We start from the raw sequence: 22,327 nt of genomic DNA, 5'->3' as shown, positions 1-22,327 counted from the left end.
TCCCACAAGGTACGACGCAATCCCTGTGGGAGCGAACCTGCTCGCGATGAGCTCGACTCGATCCATCAGACATGCCACCCAACCATGCCCAACACCCACTGCCCCGACTGGGCCACCGCCCTGCTCAACGGCTTCAGCCAGATCTTCCTCCAGCGTCATCCGCTGTGCGGCCTGTTGTGCCTGCTGGCAATCCTGTTCAGCGCGCCGGCCTTGTTCGGGTGGGCGTTGCTGGGTGGCGTGGCCGGGTTGCTCACGGCCCAGCGGCGCGATTACCCCAAGGCGGATCGCCAGGCCGGGCTGTTCAGCTACAACGGCATCCTGCTGGGGTTGCTGGCGGGTCTGGTCTTGCCCTGGTCCGTCTTGCTGCCGCCGTTGATCATCGCGGGCGGCGGTCTCAGTGCGATGCTGACCCAGCAATGGCTCAGGCGTACCCGTGGCCCGCGCTGCCTGCCCGCCTACACTGCGCCCTTCGTGGGGTTGGGCTGGTTGCTGCTGGGGTTCGCCCCGCTGCAGCCGTCTACCCCGGCAGTCGAAGTGACAGCGCCCAACCTGCTGACCGGCTGGTTGGACGGATTGGGCCAAGTGATGTTTCTCGACCAGCCGTTGGCCGGAGCGCTGATCGCGACAGGCCTACTGCTGGCCAACCCGCGCGCCGCCAGCTGGGCATTGTTCGGTTCGGCCGCCGGCCTGGCCTTCGCCTTGTTGCATCATGAAAACGCGGCCGCCCTGTCAGGGCTGGCTGGCTACAACCCGGCCCTGGTGGCGCTGGCGCTCAGCCAGGCGCGACGCTCACCCTGGCTGCCGCTCGTGGGTATCCTCTTGGCAATCCTGCTCACGCCGGGGTTCGCCGCCCTCGGCCTGGCGCCGCTGACCGCCCCTTTCATCCTCGCCGGCTGGCTGGTCCGCGCCACGGTTCGGGCGTGGCAACAGGCCAGACTCGACACCGCGCCTTGCGCTCTGCGGGGCAATCGCCCTAGGCTTCGCTGACTTGAATCAGGCGAAGGTTATGGACAGCACCGACAACTGGCGTGAACGCCTCTACATCATGATTTTCCAGACCGACACCGTGGCCGGTCGACGCTTCGACAGTGCGCTGCTGTTGATCATCCTCGCCAGCCTGGTGATCGTGATGCTCGACAGCATCGACAGCGTGCACAAGAACTACGCGGCCGTGCTGGCCGGGATCGAATGGGGTTTCACCTTCGTTTTCATCGTCGAGTATGGCCTGCGCCTGTACTGCTCGCCCAAGCCCCTGCGCTATGCGTTCAGTTTCTATGGCCTGGTGGACCTGCTGGCGATCGTGCCGGGTATCCTGGCGCTGTATTACAGCGATGCCCAATACCTGCTGATCATTCGGATCATCCGCATGCTGCGGATCTTCCGGGTGCTCAAGCTCAGCCCTTACCTCAAGCAAGCCAATTACCTGATGGCGGCGCTGCGGGGCAGCAAGCAGAAAATCATCGTGTTCCTGGTCAGCGTCTCCACCCTGGTGACGGTGTTCGGCACGCTGATGTACGTCATCGAAGGCCCGGAGCATGGCTTCACCAGCATCCCCAAGGGCATCTATTGGGCGATCGTGACGCTGACCACCGTGGGCTTCGGCGATATCGTGCCCAAGACGCCCCTGGGCCAGGTGGTTTCATCCCTGGTGATGATCACCGGTTATTCGATCATCGCCGTGCCCACCGGTATCTTCACTGCGGAACTGGCCACCGCCATGCGCGGCGACCAGCTCAAGCACGATTGCCTGGTATGCAGCAAAAACAGCCACGAACAGGCAGCCGCTTTTTGCTCCCGTTGTGGCAATGCGTTGTTTAAGAAATTGGAATAAGCAAAGTACTTTTAAATGCTTGAAGACCTATGAGCTTGCGGCTAGTTTGCCCGGCATCTCCCTTCCCGATAAAAAGGAATTCGCAGTGAAGAACTTTTTTGGCGCCACCCTTCTCGCCGCCGGGCTGACCTTTGGCAGCCTGGCCCACGCCGCCCCGACGCTGCTCAACGTGTCCTACGACGTGATGCGCGACTTCTACAAGGATTACAACGCCGCCTTCCAGAAGCACTGGCAGGCCGAGCACAACGAGAACATCACCGTGCAGATGTCCTTCGGCGGCTCGAGCAAGCAGGCACGCTCGGTCATCGACGGGTTGCCGGCCGATGTCATCACCATGAACATGGCCACCGACATCAATGCCCTGGCGGACAACGGCAAACTGGTGCCCGAGGATTGGGTCACCCGCCTGCCGAACCACAGCGCTCCGTTCACCTCGGCCACGGTGTTCATCGTGCGCAAGGGTAACCCCAAGGCTCTGAAAGACTGGCCCGACCTGCTCAAGGACGGCGTGCAGGTGATCGTGCCCAACCCGAAGACTTCCGGTAACGGCCGCTACACCTACCTGTCGGCCTGGGGCTATGTGCTGAAGAACGGCGGTGATGAAACCAAGGCCAAGGATTTCGTCGGCAAGCTGTTCAAGCAGGCGCCTGTGCTGGACACCGGCGGTCGTGCCGCGACCACCACGTTCATGACCAACCAGATCGGCGACGTGCTGGTGACCTTTGAAAACGAAGCCGAGATGATCGCCCGCGAGTTCGGTCGCGACCAGTTCGAAGTGGTCTATCCGAGCGTATCCGCCGAAGCCGAGCCTCCGGTCAGCGTGGTGGACAAGGTTGTGGATAAAAAAGGCTCCCGCGACGCCGCCGAGGCGTACCTCAAGTACCTGTGGTCGCCCGAAGGCCAGGAAATCGCCGCCGCCAACTACCTGCGTCCGCGGGACCCAGCCATCCTGGCCAAATACACCGACCGCTTCCCGAAAGTGGATTTCCTGTCGGTGGAGAAAACCTTCGGTGACTGGCGCACCGTGCAGAAGACTCACTTCAATGACGGTGGGGTTTTCGACCAGATCTACAGCGGGCAATAAAACCGCCACTTTCAGGCCGCACCAAAACCCTGTGGGAGCGAGCCTGCTCGCGATAGCGGAGTGTCAGACAAGCACTGGCAACTGACACACCGCTATCGCGAGCAGGCTCGCTCCCACAGTCGCATCAATCCCGGACATGGTTGTTATCAATCCAGGCGACTACCCCGAAGCCGGCACAGCCTTTAGCCTTGCCCACAATCCTTACCAGTCATTGACGGAAATCCCATGACCGCCAACTCCCCCGCCCTGACCCGAGGCATGGTCCTGCTGTTCGCCTTCTGCTGCGGCGCCATCGTTGCGAATATCTATTACGCCCAACCCATCATCGACCTGATCGCCCCCGACGTCGGCCTGTCCAGCACCATGGCCAGCCTGATCGTCTCGCTGACCCAGATCGGTTACGCCCTGGGCCTGTTCTTCCTGGTGCCGCTGGGCGACCTGCTGGAAAACCGCCGGTTGATGATCCTCACCACCCTCGTGGCGATTGCCAGCCTGTTGGGCGCGGCGTTCACCGATCAGCCGAATGTGTTCCTGCTGGTTTCGCTGCTGGTGGGGTTCAGTTCGGTGTCGGTACAAGTCCTGATTCCCCTGGCCGCGCATCTCACGCCGGAAGCATCCCGGGGTCGGGTGGTCGGTGGAATCATGGGTGGGCTGCTGCTGGGGATCCTGCTGGCACGGCCGGTGTCCAGCGTGGTGGCCGATCACTTCGGCTGGCGCGCGATGTTCATGATCGCGGCGGCATTGATGGCGGCGATCAGCCTCGTCCTGGCGTTCACCGTGCCCAAGCGCCAGCCTGACCACAGTGCCACCTACGGGCAACTGCTGGGCTCCCTCGGCACCTTGCTGCGGCAACAACCGCTATTGCGCCAACGGGCGTTCTACCAGGCCTGCATGTTCGCCACGTTCAGCCTGTTCTGGACCGCCGTGCCCCTGGAGCTGGCGCGTAACCATGGGCTGTCCCAGACCGAGATTGCCCTGTTCGCCCTGGTCGGTGCTATCGGCGCCATCGCCGCCCCCATTGCCGGGCGACTGGCCGACGCCGGTCATACCCGCATCGCCTCGCTGCTGGCGATGCTGTTCGCCAGCCTGAGTTTCCTGCCGGCGTTCATCCATCCGCTCTACAGCGTCATCGGTCTGGCGGTCACGGGCGTGGTATTGGACTTTTGTGTGCAGATGAACATGGTGCTGGGCCAGCGCACCATCTATGCCCTGGATGCCAAAAGCCGCGGCCGTCTCAATGCCCTGTACATGACCAGCATCTTCGTCGGCGGCGCCTTCGGCTCATCGATTGCCAGCGCGGTGTATGAGCATGGCGGTTGGTTGTGGGTGGTGATCGTCGGCAGCGCCTTCCCGCTGCTGGCCCTGCTGCGCTTTCTCGGCACGTCCCAGAAACACGCGTTGGCGGCGGCGTAATCGATAGAGGCCCGGCGGGCAAAGCCTGCCGGGTACAGCGCAAGCGTCGTCAAACCCGCACGTTGCCTCGCGGCCCGGCAATCGCCCAGATGATCAGGCCCAATACTGGCAACAGCAGGATCAGCAGTACCCAGAGGATTTTCATCCCGGTTTCCGCGCCACTCTTGAGCACATTGATGATCGCCCAGATATCGAGCGCCAGGATGATCAGGCCAACCAGGCCGTTGAAGGTGGAACCCATGGTGTCGCTCCCAAGTGATGGCATGCACACTTAGGATAGTCGGCCCCGACGAGGGTTCCGTTTTATTGCTTCAGACGTGGATCGCGACCTTGAGGGCTTCCAGGGCGGGGGCGGCGGCAATGCCGGCTTGCGCGCACAACTCCAGCACCCGCGGCACGTCGTTGCCGTACACCAGCACCATCTGCATTTCATCGTCGAGCAACTGGCTGAAGTTCATCAGCACGTAGCCGCCGTTTTCCTTGTTCAGGCTGCTCATCTGGATCTGGATGCGGTTGAGCGCCGTCAGGGCCTCGGTTTTCGCCAGTTGCTTGGGCTTGAGGTTGAACGCCACGCCGGGGCCGAAAGACGCGACGATCTGCTCGAACAACTGCACATAGGTGTCAGCCTGGAACAGCACGGTGTCCGGCAAACTGCCGACGACCACCCATTCGCCCAGGGGGATCGGAAAGGTGTCGTCGTAGTTGATGTCCGGGTTGGCCGTCAGGAAAGCCGCCGGATCGGCATAGGCCTGGGCCGCTTCGTCGGCGATCCTGTCAATGTCGGCATCGCCCAGGCAGCCGGAGCTGATTTTGCTGATGAGTTCGACGAGTGCGGCTTTCATGGGCGGATCCTGTGGCAATTGGGAATTTCGAGGGCGCGCAGGATAGCGCATCACATCAGCCGAGGCATCCGCGACGAAGGCGCTTGCCGTGGGAGCAAAGCTTGCTCGCGATAGCGGCAGGCCAGTCGACATTATTGCTGACTGACTTACCGTAATCGCGAGCAAGCTTTGCTCCCACAGTCATTCTCATCACGTAGATACCGTCTGATATCAGCTCGACAACTTCTCCAACTGCGCCGTGGTATCCGCCGCGCCCATGGTCCGGGCCGCGTCCAGGGCCGAGGCGCCGTTGGCGTCCTTGGCCTTCGGATCCGCGCCTTTGCCGATCAGGTAGTCGACGATCGCCACCCGGTTGAACATCGCCGCCATCATCAGCGCCGTGCGGCCGTCGAAGGAAGCGCCTTCCACCTGTGCGCCACCGTCCACCAGGGCCGAGACCACCGCCAGGTCGCCCTTGAACGCGGCGCCGGCAATCGGACTCTGGCCGTTGTCGTTGCGGATTTCCGGATCGGCCTTGTGTTCCAGCAGTACTTTCACCGTTTCCACGTGCCCGTGATAAGCGGCCAGCATCAACAAAGTGTCGCCCTTGTGGTTACGCAGGTTGGGCGGCAAGCCTTTGCTCAGCAAGGCTGCCATCATGGCGGCGTCGCCCTGGCGCGCCACGTTGAATACCTGTTCGGCAAATTCCGCAGCCTCTTCCGGGGTCATCTGGCGGCTTGTATCGGACATGGGGCACTCCACTTGAGTCTTCGAGAATGCGGCTAGTTTCCCGAGCAGCGCAGAGCCTGTCATCCCCTTTTTCTCAGTACCCGTTATAGCCAGAATCAATAACCGTACTGCCCGCCCTGGATCTGTGTCGCCAACTGGCGGTCGACCCGCACGTAAGTCCCGCTGCCGGGCAACCAGGCGTAGACCGGCTCGTCGCCGATGACGCAGGGGTCGAAGGCTTCGCGCCTGAGCCGAGTCTTGTGGTATTTGAAGGTCCCGGTGATGTCCATTTTTACCTTGATACGCAGGAACAGCGGCACCGCACAGGCCGGCAGCCTGGCTTGCAGAAACTGCAGCAGCTCGCCGAAATCCAGGGTTGCCAACGATTCGGACGGGGTGATCGCCGCCATGCCGGCGCGCCCGTCGCTGCCGTTGATCTCAACCCCATAGGCCACCGCCTCGGCCACTTGCGGATGCTGCAGCAAGACATTCTCGACCTGCGTCGTGGAAACGTTTTCGCCCTTCCAGCGGTAGGTGTCGCCGAGACGATCGACGAATTGCCCATGACCAAAGCCGAGATCACGCAGCAGGTCACCGGTGTTGAAGTAACGATCGCCAGGGGTGAAGACATCCCGGTAGATAGTCTCTTCGGTCCGGGCCGGCTCGGTGTAGCCATCCAGGGGCGCCTTGTCATCGATCCGCGTCAGCAGCAGGCCTGGCTGGCCCTTCGGCACTTTCTGCATTCGCCCTTGCAGGTTGCGCAACGGCATCCCACTGCCATGGTCGTACTGCACCAGCGCCCAACCCACGAGGGAGAACCCGACGGTATTATCGAAATTCAACAGGTTGGTGAAGCCGACATTGCCGTCACTGGCCGCGTACGACTCACAGATGTGGTCGACGCCAAAGCGGGTCTTGAACGCAGCCCAGGCGCCCGGCCGCAGGCCATTGCCGATCATCTTCTTCACCTCATGGCGCCGGTCTTCAAGGCTGGCGGGCTGATCGATCAGGTAACGGCACAACTCCCCCGCATAACCCAGCGTGGTCGCCCGATAACGGCGTACATCGCTCCAGAACCGGCCAGCGCTGAACGTGCGTCGGATCGCAAAACCCGATGCGCCACAGATCGCCGCTCCCCAGCACACGCACAGGCCCGTGGCGTGATACAGGGGCAAGGGGCAATAGAGGACGTCGTCGGGCCGCATGTCCAAGGCAATCAGGCCAAAAAGGGCGGACGTGCGCATCCAGCGCCCGTGGCGGAATATCCCGGCCTTGGGTAACCCGGTGGTGCCCGAGGTGTAGAGGTAAAAACACGGGTCGTTGGAGAACACCTGTCGGCTGCTGGCCGGGTTTTCACTGGGGTAGCCGTCGCTGTTGCCCAGCAGGTCGACGAACCCCTTGGGGGCAGCGGCGCTTTGCTCGTCCGCCAGCCACCAGGTGCGAGCGCTCGACAGCGCGGTCCGACCGCGTACCTCCTCGAAAGCCGGGACCCGTTCGTCCCCCACCACCACCGCGACCGGCGCAGCCAGCGCCAGGCTATGGACCAGCGCATCGCCCGTTTGCGAGGTATTGAGCATCGCGCTGACCGCCCCGACCTTTGCCGCCGCCAGTACCGTTATCAGCAGGTGTGGACGGTTTTCAAGAAAGATCGCAATGCAATCGCCCTTGCCGATGCCCTGCGCCAACCAGTAGTGGGCGATGCGATTGGCCTGCTCGTTGACCTGTGCATAACTCAATGAAATGTCGCCGCACAACAACGCCGGGCCCTGGGGATTGCGTTGCGTGGCCTCTTCGAAACTCCAGCCCAGGCCGCAGGGTTGGGCCGGATCCCGGACATTGGCGAGCTTGCGGCCCTTGACGATCCGAGGAGCGACTCTGGCGAGGGTAGGCAGCTTGCGCAGCATCATGCCCCAGGTAATGGCGTCGCTGGGTATACGACTCATGAAACTCCCTGTTCGACCGGTGGGTCTCGGTTCCTGCGCTCAGGCTGGCAGCGACGAATCGGTCGAAATTACCCAGCGGCTGCCGCGCTGTACACGCGGTTTTTGCAATGTTTTGTATCCACCGCCCGGAACAGGTGAGGCGTGAGCGTTAGAAATCGATTTGGTTCCAAAAATGATTGCATGACCACGCAAAATGCAGGATGCACGATGGCCGTTCATGCAAGATGCACGAAAGCAAAAATCCAGCAAAAATATAAGCTATTGTTTTTAAAGGATTTTTAAGCGGATCCAATGCTGGCATGGTCAGTGCAACTTCTCCTCCACGGTTTGCCACCACCAAGGAGCAGTCATATGAATATGATTCAAGAAAAGTTTGCATCCCTGTTTTCCAACTACGAAGTGACTACACAAGCTCGCCCGGACGGCGGCATCCTGCTGACATTGCGCAATAGCGAAGGCAAACAGTTCAAACGCTCGATTTCCTACGCCCAGTTGCACGCAGGGGACCAATTGTCCTGGGTGATCAGTGCTATCCGTCGTGACTTGGCTGAACAGGCCAGCGAGCTGCCGCAGATCACCATGCTGCAGAGTCAGCATCGCTTCGCGCTGCCGACTTACCACAGCGCTTGACCTGAAGTTCGCCCAGTTGGACTCCCTCAACTGGGCTTTTGTGGCGAGGGGATTTATCCCCTCGCCACAGGGTGTGTAATGATCCTCAGAAGCGCTTTGGGTCTATATTGGCAAAACTGTCCACCGTGACATGCCCTTCCAACGTCCCCCCCTCCCGAGCCAACCCACACGTCGCCATGCCAGCCCCTTTGGCCGCGTCCAGTTCCTGGACGATGTCCGACAGGAACAGGATCTCGTCCGGCGCAATGCCCATGGTTTGGCTGATCCGCTGATAGGATTGGACCTCGCGCTTGGGCCCTGAGGTGGTGTCGAAGTAACCGCTGAACAGCGGCGACAGGTCACCGGCTTCCGAACAGCCGAAGATCAGCTTCTGCGCCTGGATCGACCCCGATGAATACACATAGAGCCCATAGCCAGCCTGATGCCAGCGCTTGAGTGCCTCGACCGCATCCGGGTACACGTGCCCTTTCAATTGCCCGGCCTGATACCCCTGCTCCCAGACCATGCCCTGCAACGCCTTGAGTGGCGTGGCCTTGCGGTCTTCGGCAATCCAGCCCAGCAAAATCGCGATGACCCCCTCGATGTCTGCCTCCGGCTCGCCACTGTCCTGGCGCACCGCCGCCAATTGCTCGGCCACGTCGCCGCGGTCGGCGTGCTGGCGGACAAATGTCGGCAGATGTTGCGCGGCGTAGGGAAACAGCACGTCGAAGACGAAGCTCACTGCGCTGGTGGTGCCTTCGATGTCGGTGAGTATGGCTTTGATCGACACGGGCTCAGTCCTCCAGGCGTGGGAAACGACTGGCGATGTCGTCGCCGGTGAACTTGGCGACCCAGCCTTCCGGGTTGTTGAACAGGCGAATGGCAACGAAGTGCGGATGCTCGCCCATGTCGAACCAGTGCGGTGTGCCGGCAGGAACTGAGATCAGGTCGTTCTTTTCGCACAACACGGCGTAGACGTAATCGTCAATGTGCAGGGTAAACAGGCCACGCCCGGCGACGAAAAAGCGCACTTCGTCCTCACCGTGGCGGTGCTCGTCGAGGAACTTGGCGCGCAGTTCGGCTTTTTGCGGATGATCGCTGTTGAGGCTGATGACATCGACCGTGATGTAGCCGCGTTCGGTCATCAATTGATCGATCTGGCTGCGGTAGGCGGCGATGACTTCGTCCTGGGTCGCGCCAGGCTGGATTTTCGTCGCGGCCTCCCAACGGTCGAAGCGAACCCCTTGTTCGGCCAGGGTTGCGGCGATGTCTTCGAAGTGGGTCAACACCTTGTTCGGGATGTCGGGACTTGAGACGTGGTAAACGGACAGGCTGCTCATGGCAATGGCTCCAGCAAATTAACGGTTCAGGAGTGCGCGGGTTTTCAGCTCGCACTCGAACAGGAACTCGAACGCCTCGATCTGGCGCAGCGCATCACTCATGCGCGTCCCCCAGGTGTACAAGCCGTGACCACGGATCAGGTAGCCCACGCAATCGGGATGCTCGGCGAGCCACGGCTGTACCTTGGCGGCCAGGCGGGCGATGTCCTGGTCATTGTCGAAAATCGGCACGCGCACCCGGGACTCGTGGGTCGACACGCCGCTGAAGGCTTTTTGCAGTTCATAGTCTTCGAAATCGATGAACGCTTCGTTCGTCAGGCGCGACAGCACCGTGGCGTTCACCGAATGGGTGTGCAGTACCGCGCCGATCTCCGGGCGCCAGCGATAGAGCTGGGTGTGCAACAGGGTTTCGGCGGAAGGTTTCTTGCCCGGTTCCAGGCTATTGCCATCCAGGTCTGTGGCCAGCACATCGTCAACGCCCAACTGCCCCTTGTGCTTGCCGGACACGGTGAGCAAGGCCTGGTCAGGGGCAAGACGGGTGGAGTAATTGCTGCTGGTGGCCGGGGACCAACCGCGGCCATACAGAAAACGCCCGGCGTCGATGATGTCCCGGGCAAGCTGTTCACGGGTAAGGCTCATGGCCTGTCCTCTTGCATACGTGTGGCAATGATAACGGCTGCAGCGAAGGCTGCGACGCTGGCGATGCTGAAAGTCCAGGTGGCGCCCAAGGCGTTCCAGCTGTAGCCGGAGTACAACGCGCCCAATGCCCCGCCCGTGCCGGCCAGCGCGGCATACAGCGCCTGGCCCTGGCCTTGCTGGCGGGAGCCGAAGCTACGTTGCACGAAATGGATGGCAGCGGCGTGAAAGCTGCCGAAGGTCGCGGCATGCAGCACCTGGGCAAACAGCAGTACCCAGAGAAATTCGGCCAATGATCCCAGCAGCAACCAACGCAACGCCGCCAGCAGGAAACTCGCCAGCAGCACCCGACGCACGGAAAAACGCGCCAGGATCCGGCTCATCACCAGGAACACCAGGACTTCCGCCACCACGCCGACAGCCCACAGCACGCCGATCACCCCACGGCTGTAACCCAGCCGTTCAAGGTGCAGCGTCAGGAAGGTGTAATACGGGCCGTGGCTCATCTGCATCAGGCCGACGCAAGCGTAGAAGGCCAGCACACCGGGGTTGCGCAACTGGCGCAGGAACCCGTCGCCCGCCACCCGCGACCCCTGCACCGGCTGGGCATTGGGCACCCAGAAGCTGGCGAGCACGATGCCACCCATAATCAGCACCAGCGCCAGTGGGTAGATGTCCAGGCTCAGCCATTCGAACAACCGACCCAGCACGATCACGGCGATGATGAAACCGATGGAGCCCCACAGGCGGATCTGGCTGTAGCGCGAGGCCTGCCCGCTCAGGTGAGCCAAGGTGATGACTTCGAACTGCGGCAGCACCGCGTGCCAGAAGAACGCGTGCAACGCCATGACCATCGCCAGCCAGGCGTAGCTCTTGTCGATGAAGATCAGCGAGAAGGTCAGCAACGTACAGACCGCGCCGAACCGCACGATCGCCAGGCGCTGCCCTGTGTAATCCCCCAGCCAGCCCCAGATGTTCGGCGCCACGCAGCGCATCAACATGGGAATCGCCACCAGCTCGCCGATGCGTGCCGCGTTGAATCCCAGGTGATCGAAATACAGCGCCAGGAACGGCGCCGTCGAACCGAGCAGGGCGAAATAGAACAGATAGAAGCTGGAAAGCCGCCAGTACGGCAGTGCCGCCATGGTCGTCAGGCCACGGCGGTCGGCAGGTCAGCCATCAAAGCTGACCCAGCACCGGGGTGCCGACCCGCACATCGGCGTTCTGGCCGCGATGCCGCAACAGGTGATCCATCAACACGATCGCCATCATCGCCTCGGCGATCGGCGTGGCACGGATGCCGACGCACGGGTCGTGACGGCCCTTGGTGATGACTTCCACCGGGTTGCCCTGGATGTCGATGGAGCGGCCCGGCGTGGTGATGCTGGACGTCGGCTTCAAGGCCAGGTGCGCCACGATCGGCTGGCCCGAGGAAATGCCACCCAGGATGCCGCCAGCATTGTTGCTGAGGAAACCCTGCGGGGTCAGTTCGTCGCGGTGTTCGGTGCCCCGCTGGGCGACGCAGGCGAAACCGGCACCGATTTCCACGCCTTTCACCGCGTTGATGCTCATCAACGCGTGGGCGAGTTCGGCGTCGAGGCGGTCGAAGATCGGCTCGCCAAGGCCGGGCATCACCCCTTCGGCCACCACGGTGATCTTCGCGCCGACCGAATCCTGGTCCCGGCGCAACTGGTCCATGTAGGCCTCAAGCTCAGGCACTTTGTCCGGGTCGGGGCAGAAAAAGGCGTTCTGCTCCACCGAATCCCAGGTCTTGAACGGGATTTCGATAGGGCCCAACTGGCTCATGTAGCCACGAATCACGATGCCCTGGCTGGCCAGGTATTTCTTGGCAATCGCCCCGGCCGCCACGCGCATCGCGGTTTCCCGGGCCGAACTGCGGCCGCCGCCACGGTAGTCGCGCTCACCGTATTTGTGGTGGTAGGTGTAGTCGGCGTGGGCCGGGCGGAACAGGTCCTTGATGGCCGAGTAGTCCTTGGACTTCTGGTCGGTGTTGCGGATCAACAGGCCGATGGCGCACCCGGTGGTGCGTCCTTCGAACACGCCGGACAGGATCTCGACTTCATCGGCTTCCTGGCGCTGGGTGGTGTGGCGGCTGGTACCGGGCTTGCGGCGATCCAGGTCACGCTGCAGGTCCTCCAGGGCAATCTCCAGGCCCGGCGGGCAGCCGTCGACAATGGCGACCAACGCCGGGCCATGGCTTTCGCCCGCGGTGGTGACAGTGAACAGCTTGCCGTAGGTATTGCCGGACATGCAGGGTGCTCCGTGAAATCGCTGAGAAACTCAATCTGGGATTCGTGATGGGCGCCAGTATACGCAGGCTAACTGCGTAGTTCATCCTCGAACCTTATCGGTGGCCGCCAGTCCAACCGGCACCTTCGCAACCAGTGGCGTGATGATGCTAAACCTGCGTGTCCTGAGCCTTACCCTGTTCATCGGCCTGTTTTCCAGCCTGGCCCAGGCGACGGTCCTGCTAAGACCGATCAGCCTCGATACCGGCCACGGAGAACTCTTCGGTTCACTGTTACTGCCCAAATCCGACACGCCGGTGCCGGTTGTCCTGATCATTTCCGGGTCCGGTCCTACGGATCGCGACGGCAATAATCCCGAGGGCGGACGCAATGACAGCCTCAAGCGCCTGGCCTGGGTCCTGGCCAAACACAACATTGCCAGCGTGCGGTACGACAAGCGCGGCGTGGCCGCCAGCCTGGCCGCGACACCGGACGAACGCGACCTGAGTGTCGAGGCCTATGTGGCCGATGCCGTGGCCTGGAGTCACAAGCTGGCCGCCGACCCACGGCTGGGTCCGTTGATCCTGCTGGGGCACAGCGAAGGCGCGCTGATCGCCAGCCTCGCCGCCCCCCAGGCCAACGCGGCAGCGGTTATCTCGGTGGCCGGCAGTGCCCGGCCTATCGACCAGGTGCTGCGCCAGCAACTGGGCAGCCGCCTGCCACCACCGTTGATGTTGCGCAGCAATGAATTGCTCGACAGCCTCAAGGCCGGTCGCGTCGACGCGAACGTGCCGGCGCAACTGCAGTTCATTTTCCGCCCCAGCGTGCAGCCGTACCTGATTTCGCTGTTCCGCCAGGATCCGGCCCAGGCGTTCGCAGCGCTGAAGGTGCCGGCCTTGATCATCCAGGGCAGCCATGACATCCAGGTCAGCGTCGATGATGCCCGGCAATTGAAGGCGGCCAAACCCGACGCCGAACTGGCGCTGATCGGAGGTATGAACCACGTGATGCGTATCGTGCCCAACGACGAGAAACAGCAACTGGCGTCTTACAAGGATCCCGGCCTGCCCCTGGCGGCGGCGCTCGGTACTCATATCCTGGCCTTTATTGACTCGATAGCCACCCGTTAAACGCTTTTAGCCCTCCAGTCCTGGAAAAAACGGCCGATAGACCGGTGTCGGACAGCGCATTGACTGCCGACGAGCCGGCCAGGACAGGATTTCGCCGTTATGACTGAGACTGAAACTTCACCCGACACCACTGCCGAAACGCCCGCCGCACCGGCGGCGGATCTGCCTTGGGCGGACGTGCAAGCCGAGCACCACAAGATGCTCCGGCTGGCCCCGCTCAAGACGGACCGTGCCACGGGCGCGCGGCCGCTGCGGTTCGTCGAATTCAGCTACGCCGAGCGCCATAGCAAGGAACGCAGCTTGTTGCGCATGAGCATCCAGTTACCGGGCCAGCGGGTGCGCAAGGAACAGAACCATCTCGACGTCTGGGCCGACCACGTCGAAAAGCGCCTGCACTTTTCCCCGGACAGCCTGCAGATAGAGCCGATGAACCGTGGCATCGGCCGCTTCCTCGCAGCCCAGGCCGCTACGTGGGCCAAGAAGCGCTGGTCGAGCTACCGGGTGGACGGCACCGACCTGAACAACAAAGACGCGCTGAACGAAGATACCCGACTGCGCCGCGACCGCTTCCTGCAAGCCCATGGCTTCGAGGTGGTCTATGCCGATGCCCAGCATCTCAAGGGCAGCGTCAAGGATGCCCAGGTCGGTGACCTGAAAGGAGACTGGAATACCGAAAAGCTGCAGTTCGTGGAAATCCTCGAAGCCGCGCAGATGCTGCAACAGGCCGAGCAGAACCTGGCGGAACAGGAGGTCAAACTCAAGCAGCAGGAGGAGAAGGTCAACAAGTTCAAGCGCGAAGACACCGGCCTGCGCTTCACCATCACCTGCCTGGTGGCGTTTGCCATGTTCCAGGCGGGCTTGCTGATCTGGATTGCGACGCGGCACTGAGTACCGGCTCTTTCCACCTGTGGCGAGGGGATTTATCCCCTCGCCACAAAAACTCCAGCCTCAAATAGATTCAAACCCGCGAAGCGAACAAGCCCTGATGCTGGCGGCACTGCTCGGCGCTGAGCATGAACACGCCATGCCCGCCGCGTTCGAAATCCAGCCAGGCGAAATCGACTTCGGGATACAACGCCTCGACATGAACCTGGCTGTTGCCCACCTCGACAATCAGCAACCCCTTCTCGGTCAGATGATCGGCCGCCTCGGCCAGCATCCGGCGAACCAGGTTCAAACCGTCATCGCCGCAGGCCAGGCCCAACTCCGGCTCATGCTGGTATTCCTGGGGCATGTCAGCGAAATCTTCCGCATCGACGTAGGGAGGGTTCGACACGATCAAGTCGAAACGCTGCCCCGGCAGCCCCTCGAAACCATCGCCCTGGACGGTGAACACCCGCTCATCGACGCCGTGGCGCTCGATGTTCTGGTTGGCCACTTCCAGCGCTTCGAACGACAGGTCGGCCAGCACTACTTCGGCTTCGGGAAACTCATAGGCACAGGCGATACCGATGCAACCGGAACCGGTGCACAGGTCGAGGATCCGCGCCGGTGTCTGGGCCAACCAGGGTTCGAAACGTTTTTCGATCAACTCACCGATGGGCGAGCGCGGAATGAGCACACGCTCGTCGACAATGAACGACATCCCGCAGAACCAGGCCTCACCCAACAGGTAGGCCGCCGGGATACGCTCCGCGATGCGCCGTTGCAGCAAGCGCTGCACATGGACCAGCTCGTCGTCTTCCAGGCTGCAATCCAGGTAGCTGTCGGCCATTTCCCAAGGCAGGTGCAACGCGCCCAACACCAGTTGGCGGGCTTCATCCCACGCATTGTCGGTGCCGTGGCCGAAAAACAGATCCTCCCCATGGAAACGGCTGACGGCCCAACGGATATGGTCGCGCAGGGTACGAAGACGGGAAGTGATCACGGCGGCAAACTCCAGAAAAAACGACTGGCGAGTCTAACAGCCAAACGCGCCCCCACCCAAACGTGCCTCAAGGACGACTGAAAAACGCCGGAGCAGGCGTAGGACCCTTCCGTTTTTTGCGCCACCCATTGAACAGGACAGGCATCTTGACAAGGCTGTAGGCCAGCAACGACGGCACTTGCGATGGAAGCGATTCACAGAACCGCTCAGCCAGAGGACAATGTCGCAAAAGCCCCACCCGAAGGAGCCCCAGAATGTCCGTTCCAAAAACGATGTTTCAACTCAGCGGCCGTGGTTACGCGGCGGCCAACCTGAGCCAAGCGACCCTGATCATCATCGATGCCCAGAAAGAATACCTCGCCGGCCCCCTGGCCCTGAGTGGCATGGATGCAGCGGTTGCGAACATCAGGCAATTGCTCGGCGCGGCCCGTGCCGCCGGCCGGCCGATCGTGCATGTGCGTCACCTGGGCACCCATGGCGGGCTGTTCGATCCACAGGGCGAACGTGGGGAATTCATTCCAGGCCTCGAACCCCAGGGTGACGAAACCGTCATCGGCAAGTTGCTGCCCAGCGCCTTCCATGGCACCGAATTGAAAAAGCGCCTGGAAGAGTTTGGACCCCTGGACCTGATCGTCTGCGGTTTCATGAGCCATTCCAGTGTCAGCACCACCGTGCGCGCCGCCAAGAACCTGGGTTTTCGCTGCACCCTGGTGGAAGACGCCTGCGCCACCCGCGACCTGCCGCACAAGGGCGGCGTCCTGAGCGCCGAACATGTACACCAGACCGAAATGGCGATCATGGCGGACAACTTCGCCACCCTGGCCCTGACCCACGACTTGATCTGATTGCCCTCGATGAGCGGCCGCGTCCGCCGCTCATCCGCAAAAGACTCTCATTAGCCGCAATTGCCCTAGCCTCAGGAACAACCCGAACATCTTCCGGTCGAAGGGCCGATACCCACTGAGGAAGGTCGGAATGAAGTTATCCGATGGTTTTGACGCACGTCGCTTGCGGCCCAAGGGCCCGAGCAACTGGCGGTTTCGTTTTGGCGCGGCCATCGCGGCGCTCCTGGCAACACTCGGCGTCCTGCTGGCCATGGCCGGTGCCGCCAGCCTGTTGGGCCGCCCGCCCGCAATGGGCGACTTGAATGCCACCCCGCTCGGCTCGGCGATCATTCTGGCCGTGGGCCTTCTGGTCCTGTGGCTGGGTGTCTGGCTCTGGCGCCGCTGCCGCCGTCGCGCCCGCCAATCCCTGGAGCTGGCCATGGCTCCGCACCTGATGAAAAAGCACGACTGACCCGCCATCCGACGTTTTGTCGCGCCCGATCCCACTGGACTTGGGTAAACTGGCCGGCCTTCGCGGAGGCTGACATGCAAGACGACGATTTTTCCCTGTTCAAAAGTGCGATCCAGGGCGTTAAACCGATCAAACACGATCGCGCCGACACTGGCAAACCCAAAGCCGATCGCGCACAGATCGCCAAGCTGCGCCAAGCCGCCACCGTGCGCGCCGATGCCACGACCGTGGACGGATTGTCCGATCAGTTCGTGATCGACGTCGGTCCCGAAGACGAGTTGATGTGGGCGCGCGACGGCGTCCAGGAAAGCCAGATGCGCAAGCTGAAGGTCGGCCAGATCCCCTTCGAAGGCAGCCTCGACCTGCATGGCATGAGCGTCGAAAAAGCCCGGGAAACCCTCTGGGCCTTCCTCGCCGAAGCCACGAAATTCGAAATCCGCTGTGTGCGCGTCACCCACGGCAAGGCCGTGCGACTGGACGGCAAGCGGCCGATGATCAAGAGCCACGTCAACACCTGGCTGCGCCAGCACCCGCAAGTGCTGGGCTTCACCTCCTGCCAGGCGAAACACGGTGGCGCCGGGGCGGTGTACGTGATGCTCAAGCGCACCATGATGGAAGGCCGCGACGAGTAGCCTTCGATTGCCGAGCTTGCAGCGCCGTGTCCGCCAACGCCCCCTTTTCTCTCTCTATTGCGTCGATGATGTCTTATCGAGCAGTTGTCGGAAAAGGAGGACCAGGCTGGACTGCTGCTCGCCTAGAGATCCAAAAAATTTACGATCAACTTCCTCCACGATGACAATTGCCTTGTGTGCCAGATCACGACCGGCTTCGGAAACTGAAATAATCTTGGCTCGCGTGTCAGTAGGATGTACGTCTCTCACAAACAGCCCATTTTTAAGAAGCGTTCTGACCACTTGAGAGGTGGTCATCGGGTCGCTGCCAGTCAATTGCGACAGGCGTGCCTGGGTGAGCGGCTCTTGTGAGGCAAACCACGTTGCGACTGCAAGCATGACAAACTGGGTATGGGTAAGACCCAGCTGCTGTAATGCGGCGCGCTGCTCACGCTGCCAGGTGTTGGAGATGCGCCAGAGCAAAAAACCTGGACTATCTGACGGTCCGCTATGGAGGGTTGGCAGCGGTTTCGACTTCATCAATTACGCCTCAGTTCCAGCAGGTCAACACCCATCGCGCAAGCAATTGTGCAGGTATCTTTGTCGGTCAATGGGATCAGTCCGCGCCTTAGCACAATGCCCCAGTTTGGCGGAACACAGAGGTCCAGTTCTCCACGCACGAGGTCCAGAGCGACTTCTTTTGCCTTGGCATATCGAACCCGACGACGAAACGGCACGAACCCTGCGCCCATGTCGAATTCGAAAACCTCATCGTCCTCAATTTTCCCAATGGCGGTGAAGGCTTTCAGCGGCGCCCCCTGCACTTCTATATTCGGGGAGTAATAAACAAAAATATCACCCTTGCTCATCTTGCGCAGCGGCTCCTTTTTGCCATGACAGACCTGTGCAAAGCCGCCCTCCATGCCTCGCCAGACGTGCGACCGAGATACGACACCCAGCCACGCCTGGCTCATACGCCCGTCTCACTTTCTGCGCGGGCTGCCAGTGCCCGCAGGACTTCAGAGAAATCACAAGACACTTGCGTGCAGATCTCCTCTGCATCCTCTCCCACGACATCAATCGAATAGACGATAGAGTGATTGCCATTCAGGAGCGGAGTGATTTCATGCCTGACGCGAATAGTGGTGCTACCAAGTACAGTCTCATCAGTGAATCCGTTTGGTTTATTGACTTCTACCAACTGAGACTGGATGACCTCTTGGTCAGGCAGCACCATTGTCATCCATGTACCCTCAATGAAAGAACCGTGGAGCGTGCATAAATGGACACCTGCGTTCCAATCTTTCCATCGGGGAACAGCTTCGAAAAGCGCCCAGATTGCAGCTGCAGATGCACGGGTTTCGTGAGTATATGAAGCAGTGGCGTGCATGGGGTTGGGCATGTCGGCCTCCTTTTAGTAAGTTGACTTATAGTATGCACGCATACAACCATCGTCAATCGTGTATCACGCAAAAGGAAGTCACTACGCTGTCGCACTGGCCAAGCTGGTGGTTACGCCTTGGGATGATGCCGAAGCGAATTGACGACACGAGACGCTCGGTCAGAAAAACCCGATCCAAACAGACCGGTGAGCCCGCAGCCAGGTAAAGCCTCACCACCGATGAGATTGGATGAATAGCACCGGCCGGCAATACAACTACCGGCACACATACGCTACCATGTGCCCCATGGCGGGTATGAGCCTGCATCGCTATTCAGCTGGTTATGGCGCTCGAATGTTGCTTCGACCTGTGCCCGACGGATCAACTCCAGCACCGACTGGAGCGAACTCGGGAAACTCGAAAACAGCTTGATTGATACAAAATTGGTACAGACAGAACAAGTACCCTCCTGAAACCCTTATGGAATCAGCCTCTGTGACACTGGAACAGAATTACACCGCGATTCTCGGCCAACTGGGCGAGGACGTTTCCCGCGAGGGCCTGCTCGACACGCCCAAGCGCGCTGCCAAGGCCATGCAGTACCTCTGCCGTGGTTATGAACAGACCCTCGAAGAAGTCACCAACGGTGCCTTGTTCAGCTCCGACAACAGCGAAATGGTGCTGGTCAAGGACATCGAGTTGTACTCGTTGTGCGAGCACCACCTGCTGCCGTTCATCGGCAAGGCCCATGTCGCCTACATCCCGAGCGGCAAGGTACTGGGGCTGTCGAAGGTCGCGCGGATCGTCGACATGTATGCGCGTCGCCTGCAGATCCAGGAAAACCTCAGCCGCCAGATCGCCGACGCGGTCCAGCAGGTCACTGGTGCCCTGGGCGTGGCGGTGGTGATCGAGGCCAAGCACATGTGCATGATGATGCGCGGTGTGGAAAAGCAGAACTCTTCGATGATCACCTCGGTGATGCTCGGTGAGTTCCGTGAAAACGCCGCGACCCGCAGCGAGTTCCTCAGCCTCATCAAGTAACCTGTCGTTCGAGAAAAACCGGCATTGATCGCCGGTTTTTTTTCGCCCGTGAAAAATCAGGTAAGCTGCGCGCCCTCTTCTTCCCTGCCGCGAGGCTTATACCGTGATCGTCAAAGCGCTTCGAGTTGGTTTGGGCCAACTGATCATTTTCATCGACTTCATCACCCGTCCCGGCAAGAAAAAACGCCCGGCCGATGCCCAGGCGCAGGTCGACCAGGCCGCCCGCAGCCTGACGCTGTATCAATTCCACGCCTGCCCGTTCTGCGTGAAAACCCGCCGCACCCTGCGCCGCCTCAACGTACCGGTGGCCCTGCGCGATGCGAAGAACAACGAACAGGATCGCCAGGTGCTGCTGGAGCAAGGTGGACGGATCAAGGTGCCGTGCCTGCGTATCGAAGAGAATGGCCAGACCACCTGGATGTATGAGTCCAAGGTGATCATTGATTACCTGGAAAAGCGGTTTTCGGCGGTCTGATGGTTTTGGGGGAATGTAAGGGCCCCATCGCGAGCAGGCTCGCTCCCACAGGGGTTCTGTGAGTACTGAAGATCCATTGTGGGAGCGAGCCTGCTCGCGATAGCGCCGGCCCGCTCACCACAAGCCCCACCGCCTCACGCCGCCTCGGCAGCCAACGCCGCCCGCACCACCCCCGCCAACCGCCTCAGCCCTTCATCCAGCCGCGCCGGATCGATGTGGCTGAAGTTCAGCCGCAAGTGCCCCAGGTGCCGGTCCGGCTCGGGGAAGAACGGCTCTCCCGGCATGAACGCGACATCTGCCTCCAGCGCGGCAGCGAGCAGCGTGCGGGTGTCCAGCGGCTGCTTGAGGGTCAACCAGAAAAACAGCCCGCCCTGAGGCATGTTCCAGTCCGCAATGTCGGCAAAATGCGTGTGCAACGCGGCCTGGAAGCGGTCACGACGCTCCCGGTAGAAATCCCTCAACTCGCCGAGGTGGCTGCGGTACTTCTCGCTGCCGATCCACTGCAACGCCTGCCATTGGCCGATGCGATTGGTGTGCAGATCCGCCGATTGCTTGAGCCGCAACAGATGCGGGAACAGGTCAGGGCTGGCAATCAGGTAACCGACCCGCAGCCCCGGCAGCAGGGTTTTCGACACGGTGCCGGTGTAGATCCAACTGGCTTTCTTCAAGCGACTGACAATCGGCGTGGCGCTGCCGCCGTCGAAGGTCAGTTCGCGGTAGGGTTCGTCTTCGATCAGGGTCACACCGAACTCATCCAGCAAGGCCGCCACCGCGTCGCGCTTGGCCTCGCTGTAGCGCACCGCCGACGGGTTCTGGAACGTGGGGATCAGGTAGATGAACGCCGGCCGATGCTGTTCCAGACGCGCCCGCAACTGCTTCAGGTCCGGGCCATCGGCCTGCAGGGGGACCGTGATGCAGTTGGCGCCGAACAGCTGGAAAATCTGCAGCGCCGCCAGGTAGGTCGGCGCCTCCAGCATGATCTCGGTGCCGACGTCGATGTACAGCTTCGCCGCCAGGTCGAGGGTCTGCTGCGAGCCGCTGACCACCAGCACCTGATTCGCCTCACAAGCCAGGCCCAGTGCCCGTGCCTGCGCCGCCAAGGCTTCGCGCAGCGCCGGCTCCCCTTCGCTCATGCCGTATTGGCCCATGGCCAGGGGCATGGAGTCCCACTCCACTTTCGGCAGCATGGCTTCGGCGGGCAGACCGCCGGCGAACGACATCACCTCAGGGCGTTGGGCCGCCGCGAGGATTTCTCGAATCAAAGAACTTTTGAGGCGCGAGACACGTTCGGAAAAAGCCATGAGGACCACCTGTAGCGAGGCATTGGGGAAATGAGTCAAACTGATTGACCGAAATTACTCCGATCTTTCTGGATACGTCAATATGCTTGACCTTAAAAACCCGACTTCCCAGCAAATGGCCATGGAAGCGTTTTTCTTCGGCTACCAGGCGTTCACCGCCAAGGCCGATGAAATGCTCGAGCGTCGTGGGTTGAGCCGGGTGCACCAGCGCATCGTTTTTTTCATCGCCCGGTATCCCTCACTCAGTATGAAAGAGCTGCTGGCCCTGCTGGGCGTCACCAAGCAGGCCCTGAACATGCCCTTGCGGCAATTGATGGAAATGCATCTGGTCAACAGCGTCGCGTCCGAGACCGACAAGCGTAAGCGGCTGCTGGAGTTGACTGAAGAAGGTGCGCGGTTCGAACAGGCGTTGCGGCGCGAGCAGGTGAAATTGCTGGAGCGGGTGTTTGCCGAGGCCGGGGAAGCGGCGGTGAATGGGTGGTTGGCGGTGAATATGGCGTTGGGCAAGGGTCAGGTATCCGTCGACTGAGATCCAACTCAAGTCATGCATGGCTCGGGCTATCGCCATC

Annotated in this window: 27 protein-coding genes; 13 read left to right on the top strand and 14 right to left on the bottom strand. The window is 61.3% G+C overall.

Annotated features, from left to right (window positions below):
• The first annotated feature begins 84 nt into the window (after nucleotides 1-84).
• From CGA22_RS20575 to CGA22_RS20560, 4 genes are all read left to right on the top strand, one after another.
• Nucleotides 85-987 carry an urea transporter gene (locus tag CGA22_RS20575; protein ID WP_041021533.1) on the top strand — a complete coding sequence of 301 codons (903 nt, stop codon included), beginning with the start codon at nucleotides 85-87 and terminating at the stop codon, nucleotides 985-987.
• Between the two features lie 19 nt (nucleotides 988-1,006).
• The gene (locus CGA22_RS20570; RefSeq protein WP_041021534.1) at nucleotides 1,007-1,831 is read left to right on the top strand and encodes an ion transporter; all 825 of its coding nucleotides are present in this window, start codon (nucleotides 1,007-1,009) and stop codon (nucleotides 1,829-1,831) included.
• An 85-nt stretch (nucleotides 1,832-1,916) separates the two neighbouring features.
• The gene (locus tag CGA22_RS20565) at nucleotides 1,917-2,915 is read left to right on the top strand and encodes a sulfate ABC transporter substrate-binding protein (RefSeq protein ID WP_041021535.1); all 999 of its coding nucleotides are present in this window, start codon (nucleotides 1,917-1,919) and stop codon (nucleotides 2,913-2,915) included.
• Nucleotides 2,916-3,140: 225 nt separating this feature from the next.
• Nucleotides 3,141-4,328, top strand: coding sequence for an MFS transporter (locus CGA22_RS20560; protein WP_041021536.1), 1,188 nt, complete (start codon nucleotides 3,141-3,143; stop codon nucleotides 4,326-4,328).
• Between the two features lie 49 nt (nucleotides 4,329-4,377).
• Here CGA22_RS20560 and CGA22_RS20555 read toward each other — a convergent pair whose 3' ends face one another.
• The 4 genes from CGA22_RS20555 to CGA22_RS20540 all read right to left on the bottom strand — a co-directional run bounded on the left by CGA22_RS20555 (nucleotide 4,378) and on the right by CGA22_RS20540 (nucleotide 7,821).
• A complete protein-coding gene (locus CGA22_RS20555; protein WP_041021537.1) occupies nucleotides 4,378-4,569 on the bottom strand; it encodes a PLDc N-terminal domain-containing protein in 192 nt (63 codons plus the stop codon).
• A 70-nt stretch (nucleotides 4,570-4,639) separates the two neighbouring features.
• Nucleotides 4,640-5,170 (bottom strand): hypothetical protein, encoded by a 531-nt coding sequence (locus CGA22_RS20550; RefSeq protein WP_041021538.1) that lies wholly within the window; start codon nucleotides 5,168-5,170, stop codon nucleotides 4,640-4,642.
• A gap of 210 nt (nucleotides 5,171-5,380) precedes the next feature.
• Nucleotides 5,381-5,899, bottom strand: a complete 519-nt coding sequence (locus CGA22_RS20545; protein WP_041021539.1) for an ankyrin repeat domain-containing protein — start codon at nucleotides 5,897-5,899, stop codon at nucleotides 5,381-5,383.
• 95 nt (nucleotides 5,900-5,994) lie between these two features.
• On the bottom strand, nucleotides 5,995-7,821 hold the full coding sequence (locus tag CGA22_RS20540) for a long-chain-acyl-CoA synthetase (RefSeq protein ID WP_041021540.1): 1,827 nt from the start codon (nucleotides 7,819-7,821) through the stop codon (nucleotides 5,995-5,997).
• A 351-nt stretch (nucleotides 7,822-8,172) separates the two neighbouring features.
• Here CGA22_RS20540 and CGA22_RS20535 point away from each other — a divergent pair, with 351 nt between their 5' ends.
• Entirely contained in the window at nucleotides 8,173-8,451 is a 279-nt protein-coding gene (locus CGA22_RS20535; RefSeq protein WP_041021541.1) for a DUF3509 domain-containing protein, read from the top strand.
• 85 nt (nucleotides 8,452-8,536) lie between these two features.
• On the opposite strand, the gene mtnC is transcribed toward CGA22_RS20535, so the two are convergent.
• From mtnC to aroC, 5 genes are read right to left on the bottom strand one after another with little or no spacing between them, the layout of a single operon-like run.
• Nucleotides 8,537-9,220, bottom strand: coding sequence for an acireductone synthase (gene mtnC, locus CGA22_RS20530; RefSeq protein ID WP_041021542.1), 684 nt, complete (start codon nucleotides 9,218-9,220; stop codon nucleotides 8,537-8,539).
• A 4-nt stretch (nucleotides 9,221-9,224) separates the two neighbouring features.
• Nucleotides 9,225-9,770, bottom strand: coding sequence for a 1,2-dihydroxy-3-keto-5-methylthiopentene dioxygenase (locus CGA22_RS20525; RefSeq protein WP_041021543.1), 546 nt, complete (start codon nucleotides 9,768-9,770; stop codon nucleotides 9,225-9,227).
• A gap of 18 nt (nucleotides 9,771-9,788) precedes the next feature.
• A complete protein-coding gene (locus tag CGA22_RS20520) occupies nucleotides 9,789-10,409 on the bottom strand; it encodes a methylthioribulose 1-phosphate dehydratase (protein ID WP_041021544.1) in 621 nt (206 codons plus the stop codon).
• A complete protein-coding gene (locus CGA22_RS20515) occupies nucleotides 10,406-11,551 on the bottom strand; it encodes an MFS transporter (RefSeq protein ID WP_041021545.1) in 1,146 nt (381 codons plus the stop codon). The genes CGA22_RS20520 and CGA22_RS20515 overlap by 4 nt, the downstream gene beginning before the upstream one ends.
• 34 nt (nucleotides 11,552-11,585) lie before the next feature.
• Nucleotides 11,586-12,677, bottom strand: coding sequence for a chorismate synthase (gene aroC, locus CGA22_RS20510; RefSeq protein WP_041021546.1), 1,092 nt, complete (start codon nucleotides 12,675-12,677; stop codon nucleotides 11,586-11,588).
• Nucleotides 12,678-12,819: 142 nt separating this feature from the next.
• On the opposite strand from aroC, the gene CGA22_RS20505 reads away from it, so the two are divergent.
• Nucleotides 12,820-13,785, top strand: a complete 966-nt coding sequence (locus tag CGA22_RS20505; protein ID WP_041021565.1) for an alpha/beta hydrolase — start codon at nucleotides 12,820-12,822, stop codon at nucleotides 13,783-13,785.
• Between the two features lie 99 nt (nucleotides 13,786-13,884).
• Nucleotides 13,885-14,673, top strand: a complete 789-nt coding sequence (locus CGA22_RS20500; RefSeq protein WP_041021547.1) for an N-acetyltransferase — start codon at nucleotides 13,885-13,887, stop codon at nucleotides 14,671-14,673.
• 70 nt (nucleotides 14,674-14,743) lie between these two features.
• On the opposite strand, the gene prmB is transcribed toward CGA22_RS20500, so the two are convergent.
• A complete protein-coding gene (gene prmB, locus CGA22_RS20495) occupies nucleotides 14,744-15,652 on the bottom strand; it encodes a 50S ribosomal protein L3 N(5)-glutamine methyltransferase (RefSeq protein WP_041021548.1) in 909 nt (302 codons plus the stop codon).
• A gap of 254 nt (nucleotides 15,653-15,906) precedes the next feature.
• On the opposite strand from prmB, the gene CGA22_RS20490 reads away from it, so the two are divergent.
• The 3 genes from CGA22_RS20490 to CGA22_RS20480 all read left to right on the top strand — a co-directional run bounded on the left by CGA22_RS20490 (nucleotide 15,907) and on the right by CGA22_RS20480 (nucleotide 17,580).
• The gene (locus tag CGA22_RS20490) at nucleotides 15,907-16,497 is read left to right on the top strand and encodes a cysteine hydrolase family protein (RefSeq protein WP_041021549.1); all 591 of its coding nucleotides are present in this window, start codon (nucleotides 15,907-15,909) and stop codon (nucleotides 16,495-16,497) included.
• A gap of 130 nt (nucleotides 16,498-16,627) precedes the next feature.
• Nucleotides 16,628-16,948, top strand: coding sequence for a hypothetical protein (locus tag CGA22_RS20485; protein ID WP_041021550.1), 321 nt, complete (start codon nucleotides 16,628-16,630; stop codon nucleotides 16,946-16,948).
• A gap of 74 nt (nucleotides 16,949-17,022) precedes the next feature.
• The gene (locus CGA22_RS20480; protein ID WP_041021551.1) at nucleotides 17,023-17,580 is read left to right on the top strand and encodes a Smr/MutS family protein; all 558 of its coding nucleotides are present in this window, start codon (nucleotides 17,023-17,025) and stop codon (nucleotides 17,578-17,580) included.
• 54 nt (nucleotides 17,581-17,634) lie between these two features.
• Here the strand turns inward: CGA22_RS20480 and CGA22_RS20475 are convergent, their stop codons facing one another.
• Genes CGA22_RS20475 through CGA22_RS20465 form a run of 3 tightly spaced genes read right to left on the bottom strand, consistent with a single transcriptional unit; the run spans nucleotide 17,635 to nucleotide 18,961 of the window.
• Nucleotides 17,635-18,099, bottom strand: a complete 465-nt coding sequence (locus tag CGA22_RS20475) for a MarR family winged helix-turn-helix transcriptional regulator (protein WP_052126348.1) — start codon at nucleotides 18,097-18,099, stop codon at nucleotides 17,635-17,637.
• Nucleotides 18,099-18,533 carry an EVE domain-containing protein gene (locus CGA22_RS20470; RefSeq protein WP_041021552.1) on the bottom strand — a complete coding sequence of 145 codons (435 nt, stop codon included), beginning with the start codon at nucleotides 18,531-18,533 and terminating at the stop codon, nucleotides 18,099-18,101. Before CGA22_RS20470 ends, CGA22_RS20475 begins: the two co-directional genes overlap by 1 nt.
• Entirely contained in the window at nucleotides 18,530-18,961 is a 432-nt protein-coding gene (locus tag CGA22_RS20465; RefSeq protein WP_156996871.1) for an SRPBCC family protein, read from the bottom strand. The genes CGA22_RS20470 and CGA22_RS20465 overlap by 4 nt, the downstream gene beginning before the upstream one ends.
• 475 nt (nucleotides 18,962-19,436) lie before the next feature.
• On the opposite strand from CGA22_RS20465, the gene folE reads away from it, so the two are divergent.
• A complete protein-coding gene (gene folE / locus CGA22_RS20460; protein WP_010456659.1) occupies nucleotides 19,437-19,982 on the top strand; it encodes a GTP cyclohydrolase I FolE in 546 nt (181 codons plus the stop codon).
• 103 nt (nucleotides 19,983-20,085) lie between these two features.
• Nucleotides 20,086-20,457, top strand: a complete 372-nt coding sequence (locus CGA22_RS20455; RefSeq protein ID WP_041021553.1) for a glutathione S-transferase N-terminal domain-containing protein — start codon at nucleotides 20,086-20,088, stop codon at nucleotides 20,455-20,457.
• Nucleotides 20,458-20,591: 134 nt separating this feature from the next.
• Here CGA22_RS20455 and CGA22_RS20450 read toward each other — a convergent pair whose 3' ends face one another.
• Nucleotides 20,592-21,758: a PLP-dependent aminotransferase family protein gene (locus CGA22_RS20450; protein ID WP_041021554.1), complete on the bottom strand. Its 1,167-nt coding sequence runs from the start codon at nucleotides 21,756-21,758 to the stop codon at nucleotides 20,592-20,594.
• A gap of 82 nt (nucleotides 21,759-21,840) precedes the next feature.
• Between CGA22_RS20450 and CGA22_RS20445 the strand changes: the two genes are divergently transcribed.
• A complete protein-coding gene (locus tag CGA22_RS20445; protein ID WP_041021555.1) occupies nucleotides 21,841-22,287 on the top strand; it encodes a MarR family winged helix-turn-helix transcriptional regulator in 447 nt (148 codons plus the stop codon).
• Nucleotides 22,288-22,327 lie beyond the last annotated feature (40 nt).

Origin of the sequence: Pseudomonas sp. PSB18 (assembly GCF_014596565.1) — a bacterium.
Lineage (GTDB): Bacteria > Pseudomonadota > Gammaproteobacteria > Pseudomonadales > Pseudomonadaceae > Aquipseudomonas.
This window is presented reverse-complemented; position numbering and strand designations above follow the sequence as displayed.